This is a genomic window from Sulfurihydrogenibium sp. (assembly GCF_027448985.1).
Taxonomy (GTDB): Bacteria; Aquificota; Aquificia; order Aquificales; family Hydrogenothermaceae; genus Sulfurihydrogenibium.
The window spans coordinates 1-12,505 of record NZ_DAIDMN010000042.1; the positions used below are offsets into that span (position 1 = coordinate 1).

The 12,505-nt window shown below is 32.7% G+C and carries 10 protein-coding genes and 1 CRISPR repeat array; of the genes, 3 read left to right on the top strand and 7 right to left on the bottom strand.

The features are described 5' to 3' along the window. The coding region (locus NE054_RS04810) for a nitrilase-related carbon-nitrogen hydrolase (RefSeq protein WP_297889236.1) at nucleotides 1-605 on the bottom strand (605 nt) is incomplete at its 3' end. Between the two features lie 44 nt (nucleotides 606-649). Beyond that, nucleotides 650-1,999, bottom strand: coding sequence for a ribosome biogenesis GTPase Der (gene der, locus NE054_RS04815; protein WP_297889257.1), 1,350 nt, complete (start codon nucleotides 1,997-1,999; stop codon nucleotides 650-652). Between the two features lie 62 nt (nucleotides 2,000-2,061). Here der and NE054_RS04820 point away from each other — a divergent pair, with 62 nt between their 5' ends. Further along, nucleotides 2,062-2,982, top strand: coding sequence for a histone deacetylase (locus tag NE054_RS04820; protein WP_297889238.1), 921 nt, complete (start codon nucleotides 2,062-2,064; stop codon nucleotides 2,980-2,982). Here the strand turns inward: NE054_RS04820 and NE054_RS04825 are convergent. From NE054_RS04825 to NE054_RS04835, 3 genes are all read right to left on the bottom strand, one after another. Then, nucleotides 2,979-3,518, bottom strand: a complete 540-nt coding sequence (locus NE054_RS04825; RefSeq protein WP_297889240.1) for a Uma2 family endonuclease — start codon at nucleotides 3,516-3,518, stop codon at nucleotides 2,979-2,981. The genes NE054_RS04820 and NE054_RS04825 overlap by 4 nt on opposite strands. Before the next feature lie 73 nt (nucleotides 3,519-3,591). Next, nucleotides 3,592-4,602: a CRISPR direct-repeat array (repeat unit 29 nt; unit sequence CTTTATATCCCACATAGTTCAGACAAAAC). Between the two features lie 380 nt (nucleotides 4,603-4,982). Continuing rightward, entirely contained in the window at nucleotides 4,983-6,845 is a 1,863-nt protein-coding gene (gene mnmG / locus NE054_RS04830) for a tRNA uridine-5-carboxymethylaminomethyl(34) synthesis enzyme MnmG (RefSeq protein WP_297889242.1), read from the bottom strand. Between the two features lie 57 nt (nucleotides 6,846-6,902). Next, nucleotides 6,903-7,820: a hypothetical protein gene (locus NE054_RS04835; RefSeq protein ID WP_297889244.1), complete on the bottom strand. Its 918-nt coding sequence runs from the start codon at nucleotides 7,818-7,820 to the stop codon at nucleotides 6,903-6,905. Between the two features lie 115 nt (nucleotides 7,821-7,935). Here NE054_RS04835 and NE054_RS04840 point away from each other — a divergent pair, with 115 nt between their 5' ends. Both NE054_RS04840 and NE054_RS04845 read left to right on the top strand, forming a co-directional pair. Then, nucleotides 7,936-8,343: a lipoprotein gene (locus NE054_RS04840; RefSeq protein ID WP_297889245.1), complete on the top strand. Its 408-nt coding sequence runs from the start codon at nucleotides 7,936-7,938 to the stop codon at nucleotides 8,341-8,343. A gap of 4 nt (nucleotides 8,344-8,347) precedes the next feature. Beyond that, nucleotides 8,348-9,364 (top strand): agmatine deiminase family protein, encoded by a 1,017-nt coding sequence (locus NE054_RS04845; RefSeq protein ID WP_297889248.1) that lies wholly within the window; start codon nucleotides 8,348-8,350, stop codon nucleotides 9,362-9,364. Here NE054_RS04845 and NE054_RS04850 read toward each other — a convergent pair. Further along, a complete protein-coding gene (locus tag NE054_RS04850) occupies nucleotides 9,341-10,627 on the bottom strand; it encodes a bifunctional diguanylate cyclase/phosphodiesterase (RefSeq protein ID WP_297889251.1) in 1,287 nt (428 codons plus the stop codon). The genes NE054_RS04845 and NE054_RS04850 overlap by 24 nt on opposite strands. Before the next feature lie 163 nt (nucleotides 10,628-10,790). Continuing rightward, nucleotides 10,791-12,505: PAS domain S-box protein (locus tag NE054_RS04855; RefSeq protein ID WP_297889254.1), on the bottom strand; the 1,715-nt coding region annotated here is incomplete at its 5' end.

Consider the following 12,505-nt stretch of genomic DNA (forward strand, 5'->3'; position numbering starts at 1 on the left):
CCTATCTTTCCTACCGTATCACTTACAATTACATAAGACTGGGTTTCTATTGCTCGTGCTTTTGAGAGAGTTTTCAAGTGCTCTACTCTTTCCTTTCCCCACTGTGCAGGAACAAGAATTATTTCCACATCTTTCTTCCTAAGATGGTAGGATATGTTAGGAAATCTTAGCTCAAAACATATCATAAAGCCAAGGTTTCCTGCTGAGCTTTCTGTTATGTCTATATGGCTATTTTTTCCGGATTTAAAGTATTTATGTTCATTTGTAGGTGTAAAGAGTTTTATTTTCGGTCTTTTAGCCGTTATTTCTCCGTTGTCTATAATAAATCCCATGTTGTATACATCGTTTTTCTTTTTTTCTGGTACGGTTCCTGCTATTACCAACTTTTTTTCTTTTGATATTTTTTGTAGTTCCCTGTAGATTTTTGGAGTTTTTTTACTATGTTCTGATAAATTTTCGTTGTCAAAACCACAGCTAAACATTTCTGGAAGTAAAACTAATGAATCTGGTTTTATTTTCCTTGAATATAATATATCGTATATTTTTTGCATATTACTTTCAACGTTTCCAAGTTCCAAATTAAGCTGTAAACTGTAAGCAATCAACTAAAAAACCTCTTTTGAAAATTGGGGATATATTTTACCATTTTTTAATCTTTTTCCTCGTCTTTTCCTCTGAATATAAGTTTTATTGGTGCGTTTTCCAACCCTAATAGCTTTCTTAAATTGTTTTCTAAAAATTTTACATAGTTTTCTTTAAAGCCTTCGGCTTTGTTAACAAATAGTAAAAAGGCAGGTGGTTTTCCTTCAAGTTGTGTTGCATAGTATATTTTTAATGGTTTTCCTTGGTAGGATGGAGGTTGTCTTAAGGACATTATCTGTTTTATAGCTCTGTTTAGTTGTCCTGTTCCTACTCTTTTCCATGCTTGGTTGTACACGTACACTATCTTTTCAAGTAATTCATCTATACCTATTTTCTTTGCTGCTGATGTAAGGACTATGGGTGCATAGTTTAGAAAGTATAGTTTTTCTTTTACTTGATTTATAACTTTTTCAAGTTCTTTTTCTTTAAGCATATCTATTTTGTTTATTACTATAACCGCTGGTTTGTATCTTCTTTGGATTAATCCGGCTATCTTCTGGTCTTGTTCTGTGGCTCCTTGACTTGCATCTATTACTAAAACAACTACATCAGCTTTTTCTATTGCTTCTATTGAACGTCCTACTGAGTAAAACTCAACTCCATACTCTACTTTTGATTTTTTCCTTATTCCGGCTGTATCTAAAAACAAGAATTTTTGACCATCTTTTTCAAACAGTGTATCAACCGTGTCTCTTGTTGTTCCGGGTATGTCAGATACTAAAACTCTTTCTTCTCCTAAAATTGCATTAAGTAAAGAAGATTTTCCTGCATTTGGTTTTCCTACGATTGCTACTTTTATATAGTCTTTGTCTTCTTCCTCTTCTTCGTACTCTATCTCTTTTTCATAATCGGGAATGTGCTCAACAATTTTATCAAGAAGCTCAGCTAATCCTAATTTTTGTATTGTAGATATAGGTACCACTTCATCAAATCCAAGCTCATAAAACTCATAAGCAAGTTTTTCTTTTTCTGGGTCATCTATTTTATTTACAGCTACTATAACAGGCTTTTCTGTTTTGTGAAGCATTGCAGCTATCTCTTTATCAAGTGGAGTTATCCCTTGTTTTCCATCTACTACAAAAACTAAAAGGTCTGCATCTTGTATTTCTTTTTCTACTTGTTTTCTTATATAAGGTGCAAATTTGTCTTCGTCAGAAGTTATGTATCCTCCTGTATCAACAACTTCAAATTTTACACCTCTCCAATCTGTTGTTGATACTATTCTATCTCTTGTAACACCGGGAATATCTTCCACTATCGCTTTTCTTTTTCCTATCAACCTGTTAAAAAGTGAAGATTTTCCCACGTTAGGTCTTCCAACAATTGCAACTCTGAACATTTTTTCTCCTTGATTTATTGAAATTTTAGATTTTTTTGTTTATTATTTTATCATAATTTAGATTAGGGGGATATTATAAGATGAGAAAGGTTGGGTATATATACGATGATATATATTTAAATCATGATACAGGAGTAGGTCATCCTGAATCTCCTCAAAGACTTATCTCAATAAACAACCATTTACAACCTTTAATCGATAAACTGGTCCACATAAAGCCAAGAAGAGCAACGGTAAAAGAGATTTCTCTTGTCCACGATGTTTACTATCCTCAAGAGATAATGGATTTTTGCTCTGCAGGAGGTGGTTATTTAGACCCGGATACTCACGTAGGACCTGATTCTTACGATGCTGCCGTTATGGCTGTAGGAGCCGGATTAGAAGCTGTTGATAAAGTAAAAGCAGGAGAAGTTGAAAGAGTGTTCTGTGCTGTTAGACCCCCGGGACATCATGCAGAAAAGGACAAAGCTATGGGATTTTGTATATTCAACAACATAGCCATAACAGCAAGGTATGCTCAAACAAAAGGTTTTGAAAAGGTTTTTATAATAGATTTTGACGCCCATCATGGAAACGGTACTCAAAAAGCATTTTACGATGATGACACAGTCTTTTACTTTTCTACCCATGAATATCCTTTTTATCCCGGAACTGGTTCAAAAGATGAAAAAGGAGTAGGTAAAGGATACGGCTACACTTACAACGTTCCTTTACCAGCTGGAACTGGAGATGACATATACATAGAGATATACCAAGAAGTCTTACCACCTTTGGTAAAAGAGTTTAATCCGGATATCATTCTTGTTTCAGCTGGATACGACCTTCACAAAGACGACCCACTTACTTATTTAGAAGTGTCAACCCAAGGGATAGGAAAAATAGTTGAAAGTATTTTAAAACTAAAAAATGTTCCGTACATTTTTATGTTAGAAGGAGGTTACAACCTCAAAGCCATTGGAGAGAGTGTGAAACTAACTATTGAAAAAATGCTGGAAGTTTAATCAAAAAGTTTTTTTACATAAATAGATACTTTACATCCATTTTTTAACTGTATTTCTAAAACCCCATCATCACTATCAAAAAATTTGTCAAACTTACCATCTATCAGTTTAAATGCCCTAACTTTTTTTATATCTGGATAAACAAGAACATAGTAAGGAACCTTTTCCTTTTGATAAATCTCAAACTTTAAATACTCATCTTTTTGAGCGGTTGATTTAGAAACCACCTCAACAACAACTTCCGGAGTCTCTTTTACATACTCCTCAATCTCTTTACATATCACTATCAAATCCGGTCTTATAACAGTATCTTCTGAAACTATCCAATCTAAATCTAAATAAACATTACATTTTTTATCACACAGCTCTATCTGATTTGCCAACTCTCTACCTGTTTTAAAAACTACCTTCTGATGTTTACCCAACGGAGATGGAGCCATAGCGTATGGCATGCCTTCTATAAGCTCCCAATCACCTTCCCAAACTTTGTAATCTTCAACTGTATATTTGGGTAAATATTTATCTGCTAATCCCATTTTATAACCTCTTTTAGAGTTTTACATATAATAATAAACCAAAATTAGAAAAAAAACAAACTCACATATAATTCTTTATAACCCACAAAGTTCAGACAAAACTTCAAGTTGTTCAATAACTTCAAGTAAAGTTGCTTCCTTTATATCCCACATAGTTCAGACAAAACTTTATCTTTCCATTGCAAAAATGGAACAAAAATTTTCTTTATATCCCACATAGTTCAGACAAAACGGATTTTATTCCCAGTAAGAAAGGCAATTACGAAAAACTTTATATCCCACATAGTTCAGACAAAACAAAAGATTAAATTAGCAAAAAGATTAAATTATCAAGCTTTATATCCCACATAGTTCAGACAAAACATTATCTGAGAAGTTTTCTGTTTATACTGAGCAACTCTTTATATCCCACATAGTTCAGACAAAACTTATCTGTATGCTGATAATCTATTTTCTTATCGTATCTTTATATCCCACATAGTTCAGACAAAACATAATTCCAAATTCTATTAAGTCGTTTATCCATCTGCTTTATATCCCACATAGTTCAGACAAAACTTATACACCTTGTCATGAGTTTCAGCCTGAAAAACGATCTTTATATCCCACATAGTTCAGACAAAACTTTGAGGACGAAGTTGCAAAATGGATTGTAAACAGCTACTTTATATCCCACATAGTTCAGACAAAACATGCCTGAACTATACAGATTATTCATAGATACCTGCTCTTTATATCCCACATAGTTCAGACAAAACTTTCCTTTTTAAAAGACACTTCCTTTAGTTTTTCAACTTTATATCCCACATAGTTCAGACAAAACGTTTGCATAGGTCTTTTTTTCAGTAAGTAGTTTATTCTTTATATCCCACATAGTTCAGACAAAACTTTTATTTAGTAAATGTGGCTTTTAAGGATTATCCTTCTTTATATCCCACATAGTTCAGACAAAACTAAAGAGTATGTTATAGAATACAACTATAACACAGCCTTTATATCCCACATAGTTCAGACAAAACCAAAGAGATAGTCAAAAAGATAGAAGAAACTTACAACTTTATATCCCACATAGTTCAGACAAAACTCGTTAAAAATTACAATAAAAAAATAAACGAAAATTTTCAAAAAGTCAATACTTTAATGCATATTTTTTGTGCAGTGTGTAAGTCTGCAAATTTATGTTTTTTGCATCGAACCGCCAGTAATAGAAAATATATTTCTGTTATATTGTCAAATGAGCCTTATCACCACTTGAATATTCAAATAATATATTTTCTATTTTAAAATGCAGACTACACATCAAAGTTGAAATATTAAATTTTTTATCCAGTATAATGCCACAAAAATTTACTGTGGGACTTCCCTATTCAGTTGTCAAGGTCATCTAAAACTAAAAATAATATACAACATTTTGATAAAAAATGCAAACTCTAAAAATTATTCGTTATATTTTATCAACCGTTTTTATCCGGCTTTTCTTTTTTCTCTCATTTTTTCTATATGGACCATTATGGCTGTTATGGCTGCTGGCGTAATACCTTCAAGTCTTGCTGCATAACCAAGGGTCATAGGTTTAGCCTTTGTTAATTTTTGAACAGCTTCCTTTGTAAGTCCGGATACTTGTGTGTAGTCTATATCTTCCGGAATCTTAATACTATCTAAATATCTCATCTTTTCGTTTAATTTTCTTTCCCTTTCAAAGTAGCCATCATACTTAACATTTATCTCTACTTCTTCTTTTATATAATCGGAGTTTGGTACTTCTACTGAGTAATCTTTTAATTTATCAATGCTTATTTCCGGTTTTTGTAGTAGTGTGAAAACAGATATTTTCTTACCGTCTTCTTTTATAAAACTGTTTTTATACTTCTCTATCCAACTTTCTATTTCTTCTTCATGTTGTTTTACAAAGTTGTACTCTTCTTCAGTTAGTGCTCCTATGTTGTAGGCTTTTTTGTAAAGTCTTAATATGGCATTGTCTTGTCTTAGATGAAGTCTGTATTCTGACCTTGATGTAAAAAGTCTGTAAGGTTCTATCACTCCTTTTGTTGTCAAATCGTCTATCATAACCCCTATGTAAGCTTCATTTCTACCTATTATAAATGGTTCGTTTTTACCTAAGGCTTTTAGGGCTGCATTTATTCCGGCAACTATACCTTGTCCTGCTGCTTCTTCGTATCCGGTAGTACCGTTGAAGTTTCCTGCGTGGTACAAACCTTTTATTCTTTTTGTTTCCAAAGTTGGGTAAAGCTCTGTTGGCATAACGATGTCATACTCTATTGCATAAGCTGGTTTTAAAAGGACTACGTTCTCAAGTCCGGGTATGCTTCTGTACATCTGCCACTGTATCTCTTCCGGAAGAGAGGTACTCATACCGTTAGGGTATATGCTTATACCATCTTTTGTCTCAGGTTCAAGCCAGATTGTGTGTCTGTCTTTTCCTTCAAATTTTACGATTTTATCTTCTATTGATGGACAGTACCTTGGTCCTACTCCGGTTATCGCTCCTCCGTAAAGAGCTGTTCTGTGAAGGTTTTCTCTTATTATTCTATGGGTTTCAGGAGTTGTATAGGTTATATAACAAGGGATTTGTTCTTTTTCTTCAAACCAGTATGAACCTTTTGGCTGAGTCCAAAATGAGAATTTTGGTGGTGGCTCATCTCCCGGTGCTTCTTCTAAGATGGAAAAGTTTATCGTTCTTTTATCAAGTCTTGCAGGAGTTCCGGTTTTAAATCTTACAAGTTCAAATCCGGCTCTTTTGTAAAACTGAGGAAGTTTTGTTGATGGTTTTTCTTCCATTCTTCCGGCAGGAAATCTTTTATCTCCTATGTGAATAAGACCGTTTAAAAATGTTCCGGTGGTTATTACGACAGCTTTTGTTTGAATTTTTAAACCTTTTTCTGTTATTACTCCTTCAACTTCGTTTGAATGTTTTTTTAAAACTATATCTATAACTTCATCTTCAATTACTGTAAGGTTTGGTGTGTTATGGGTTTTTTCTACCATGTATTTTCTGTATTCTTCTTTATCTGCTTGGGCTCTTGGAGACCTTACAGCGGGACCTTTTCTGGTATTTAAAACTTTAAACTGTATTCCGGTTTGGTCTATAGCTTTTGCCATTTCTCCACCAAGTGCATCCACTTCCCTGACAACGATTCCTTTTGCTATTCCACCTATTGATGGGTTGCAAGGCATAAGACCTATTTTGTTTTCATCTATAGTTATTAATGCAGTTTTTGCTCCAAGTTTAGCAGATATTAAAGCAGCTTCTATTCCAGCGTGTCCACCACCAACCACAACAACATCAAAATATGTATCATAAACCAACTTTTTTTAACCTCCAATAAAAATCAGATAAATATTTTAAGCTTTTTGAAAAAATAATCAATTATTTGATGTATTTAACTCTTCAAAGTTTAGTATATCCATATATTCCCATTCTCTGTATGCCATCGCATAGATGCCATTTTTTGTTAGATAGTTTAAAATATCCTTTTCTATCCTTAAGGAACCTAATATTGGAACCAGTTTATAATCGTTGTATTCCGGATATAACATCTTAAACCTGTTTATCTTTTTGTCTTTAAAGTCGTTTATATACTCTACTTTTGGTGTTGCTTTTACCTCTATCAAATACACCGTTTTACATGGCTCACTGACCGCTATCACATCAAACTCATCTTTCAAGTTACCTCTTTTTCTTTTTATATTCATACCAAGGTCCGTCAATTCACATTTAAAGTATTTTTCAAGGACCGGTTTTGTAGCCGGGAATATGATATCTTCAACTATAGTTCCCATTTTGTTGGCAAGCTCTCCCCACTGTTTGTTCATTTTTCTATGTTCTTTTTTCATCTCGTCTTTAAACTGTTTCATCTCGTCTTTGAACTCTCTCATTTCCTGTTTTAGGTTTTCGGTGTCTTGCTTCATCTCGGTAATTATTTTTTCTGTGTTTTGTCTAAACTGTTTCATCTCATCTTTGAACTCTTTCATTTCGTCTTTAAACTCTCTCATTTCCTGTTTTAGGTTTTCGGTATCCTGTTTCATCTCGGCAATCATTTTTTCTGTGTTTTGTTTGAACCTTTCGGTGTCTTGCTTCATTTCAGCTATCATTTTTTCTGTGTTTTGTTTGAACCTTTCAGTGTCTTGTTTCATCTCGGCAATCATTTTTTCTGTGTTTTCTTTAAACTCTTTCATCTCTCTACTGAGACTTTGTATCTCCATCTCTGTTTTTTGCTGTATGTAAACAAGTCTCATAACCATCTCTTCAAGTTTTGAAACTTTTTCTTCCAATATTTCCATGACAGCCTCTAAGTTAAGGATTATGCTAATAATTTTATGCTTTTTCCGGTTTTATTTCAACAAACACTCAAAACATTTGCTAAAATATTTAACAAAACAGTTTGAGGGTATTTGTATGAAAAAGTTTTTATTTTTGATTGGTTTAGTGGCACTTTTAAGTTCTTGTGCTTCCAACGAAGTTGTTATTCAACCTAATGCTCCTGTTAGTTTTATTGCAAAAACGGAAAGAAAAGGTGATTATGTTTTCATTGTTCCATCTAATTTTCAGCTTATAGAAAGTGAGTCTCTCATATTTGAGAATATCGGAATTTACAGAGCTTATCTGATTTACAAAGGAGAGGGTTTTATTCAAGATTTGGTTAATTTTTTTGACAGAGAGATGCCTAAAAATGGTTGGACTAAGTTTTCAGCTTTGGTAGGAAGGGATGCACTTTTATCTTATAAAAAAGATAATCAGATAATCGTGATAAAAATCCAGTATGGACTTACAAACACTTACATAAAAATGATACTTACGAGGTAAAGAGTTGAGAAGATTTTATATGCCTGCAGAATGGGAAAAACATCAAGGAACTTGGCTGTCTTATCCTCATAATCCGGATACTTTTTTTGAAAAGATAGATGATGTTAGAGATAAGTATGTCGAGATGATTAAATGGATATCTCTTGGAGAGATGGTTCATGTGAATGTTAACGATGATGAGATGGAAGAAGATTTAAAAAGAAGGTTAAAGGAAAAGCAGGTAAATCCGGATAAAGTTGTAATCCACAGATTTCCAACAAACGACGCATGGTGTAGAGACCATGGAGCTATCTTTGTAAAAGATTTAGATAAAAACACTCTTGTAGCTTTAAACTTTAAATTTAACGCTTGGGGTGGAAAGTATCCCCATGATTTAGATGACCAGATACCTGTTAAGATGGCAGATTATTTAGGTGTTGAAAGGGTAGATATAGACATGGTTTTGGAAGGTGGTTCAATAGATGTAAATGGAGAAGGTTTACTCCTTACAACAGAGTCATGTCTTTTAAATCCAAATAGGAATCCAAACTTAACAAAGACAGAAATCCAAGAGAATTTAAAAAAGTATTTAGGAGTTGAAAAGATACTTTGGCTAAAAGAAGGTATAGTAGGAGATGATACAGATGGTCATATAGACGACATTACAAGATTTGTAAACAAAAACACCGTTATAACGGTAATAGAAGAAGATAAAAACGATGAAAATTATGAAATACTAAAAGAGAACTATGAGATGTTAAAAATGTTTAAAGATTTAAAAGGTAATAACTTAAACATTATCACTTTACCTATGCCAGACCCTGTGTATTACAAAGGAGATAGACTACCAGCAAGTTATGCCAACTTTTACATATCAAACTACGCTGTAATAGTCCCAACATTCAGGTGTGACAAGGATAAGTTAGCTTTGGAAATATTACAGTCAATATTTAAAGATAGAAAGGTAGTGGGTATAGACGCTTACGATATAGTGGTAGGGTTAGGTACTTTCCACTGTCTAACTCAGCAAGTTCCTGCTTAAAAGTTTTTCAGCCTCTTCCTCAGGAAGAGGTTTACCAAGTAAAAAGCCTTGAACGTAATCACAACCTAAATCCCTTAATATCTCCAACTGCTCTTGTTTTTCAACCCCCTCTGCCAATGTTTCCATTCCAAGGTCCTTTGCTAAGGTTATTATCGTCTTGACCAAAGCTTGAGTTTTTTTATTTTCAACTATTTCTCTTGTGAAAGAGATATCAATTTTAATCTCATCGATAGAAAAGTCTTTTATGTACTTTAAAGAAGAGTACTCAGTTCCAAAATCATCTACCGCAATTTTTAAAGCTGTTGTTTTTTTGATTTTATTTAGAATATCTATAGTTTTTTCCGGTTCTTTCATCAACACTCTTTCAGTAATTTCCATAATTAAAGATATTTTGTTATCCAAAGATGATAGATAGTTTATATACTCTTGATTTTTAAAACTGTTTGATGAAGCATTAAACGATATTGGAATATTCCACTTTTTAGACTTATCCATTATTTCATTTAAAAGCCATTTTTCATATTCTACTAAAAACTTACTGTTTTCTAAAACATCTATAAAAACGTTTGGAGTGTAGATGGTTCCGTCTTTGTCTTTTATTCTTACCAAAGCTTCAAACCCTTCTAACTTTAATGTCTTACAGTTGAAAAACGGTTGATAGAATAAAGTAAAAAGATTTTCATTTATAGCTTTTTCTATAAGTCTTTTTGCAAATGACGTTCTTTTTACTTTTTCTTCTAAATCTTTACTGAATACTTCAATGATGTTTTCTACTCCTTTCTTTGCGTATGCCAAAGCGATAGATATATTTTCGTAAATGGATTCTAAATTTTTGCTTTCAGACGATACAACAGTTATTCCTGCATTGAAGGTTAGAGTTAGAATGTTATCACCAAAATAAATGGGTTGTTCAAACACAGATTTTATTTTATCCATAAATTTGACTAATTCTGTTTCTACTTTATCTTTGGAATTTAACTCTTTGTAGATAGCAAACTCATCTGATGCAACTCTTGCCACTATCCCATCCGGAAAAACAAGATTTAATCTATCTGCAACCTCTTTAAGTAAAAAGTCTCCAACGTTAAGTCCAAAGGTTTTATTTATTGAAGTGAAATCTCTAATATCTATTAAAGCCAGTAATGCAGGTGTTTTTATCTCTTTTAACCTTTCTGATACTATTAAGAAAAATCCGGATAGATTTAGAGTGTTTGTCAGTGTATCGTAATTTTGTAACTTTGTAATCTCTTTTTGAAGTTCCATTTCTCGAGTAATATCTGTTCCTATGGCTATGTAACTTTTTATATTGGGTGGTATTTCTACAGGATAAATTGTAGCTTTTAAATAAAAAAATTCTCCGGACTTTTTCTTATTTATAAATACACCAGAAAATTCTTTTCCGGATAAGATGCTTTTGTACAGCTCTTCATAAAACTCTTTTGGCTGGGCTCCGGTTAAAAATTCTTGGATTTTTACCTATCAACTCTTCCTTTGAATATCCACTTATTTCACAGACAGCATCGTTAACATAAGTAATAGTAAAATTCTCATCAGTTATCAATACCCAAGAAGATGAATGTTCAAGAGCTTTTGAAATTAATATACTTTTTCTTACATCCTCTAACCTTTCAATAGCAAACTCTAAATCCGACTTTAACTCTTGAAGTACGGATATCGTATCTTCATCAAAGAATTCCGGCTGTGATGCATACATCGTTATAACGAATTTCACATCTGCCTTGACTTTAACAGGAATAGCTGCAACGGATAAAAATCCTCTTTCTTTGGCATAATCTTTAAAAGGAGTAAATCTTGGGTCTGTTTGAGTGTTTTGTATTATCACAATGTTATTTGACCTAAAAGCTGTTCCCGTTGGTCCTTTTCCGGTTGGTAAATCTTCTCTCCATGAAGTTTTAACCTGCTGTAAATAACCTTTGTCTTCTCCATACTTGTATATTACTTTAAAAAATGGGTTATCATCTTCCTTTACTCCAATCCATACAAACTTTAAACCTGCTTTTTCAACCAAAGCTTTACAAATTCTATCAAAAAGCTCTTCTTCCAAAGAAGATAAGGTGATAGCTTGATTTACTTCTCTGAGTAAATGATACAACCTTTCAAACCTTTTTTGCTTTGTTATGTCAAAAAACAGCAAAAATCCACTGTATCTACCTTTGTATAAAATTGTAGAGCTAAAAACGGACAGTATTAAAAGCCTACCACTTTTACTTACTATCCGGATTTCATTGTGTGATGTTTGAAATCTTTCCCCTTTTAATCTTCTTTTTATATACTCAGCTACTTTTTCTTTATCTTCATCATAAACAAAATCCAATACAGATTTTGATAATATCTCATCTTTGGAGTATCCGGAAATCTTACTAACATACTCATTTACGTACACTACTTTATCCTGATAAACAATAACCCCAACATCTTCTAAATTTAAAACAGCCTTTGCAATATCGTGCTCTTCCCATCTTTTTGCGTAAAGTTCAAACTGTTTAAACACTGTGATTATTTTTAAGATGTTTTCATCATTAACTTCTTCCAAAAACTCGAAAGACAGTAAAATTGGTTTGACTTTCTCGTAGATGGAAGGATGAGCCATAAATATGTGAAATATGTCAAATTCTACATTTTTTATAACTTTTATGTTTTCTTTATTTTCCAGTCCTTCCCATGTTTCATTGTAAATTATTCCGGCGTCTGCCTCACCATCTTTTACTAAAGTAAAAACCTCTTCCCATGTTTTTGTTAAAACGATTTTTAATTCTTCAAATTCAAAACCCAAAAGTCCGTAAGCCGGTGGATAACTCAAAGCAGTTGCTATTACAGGACATTTTTTATTCAGTACGTTTTCATCTTTGGCTATCAAAAGAAAGTTATCCTTTTGACCTTTTATTTTTGCAACAGGTTTATAGCCTTTTTGATATAACTCAACAGCTTTCTGTGGTCTTGCATAGTAAAGGTGGTATGTTTTAGATTTTAATTTCTCCTCTTCATCATCAAAAGATACAAAAGGTTCAAAGTTTATCTTTTCTTGTATATTTTCTTCTAATTTTTTTATAAAATCTTCCCAAAAAGATAACCCTTTTTCAGTATCATGAGGACAAACCCCAAAGTTCACTTTCAACCCCT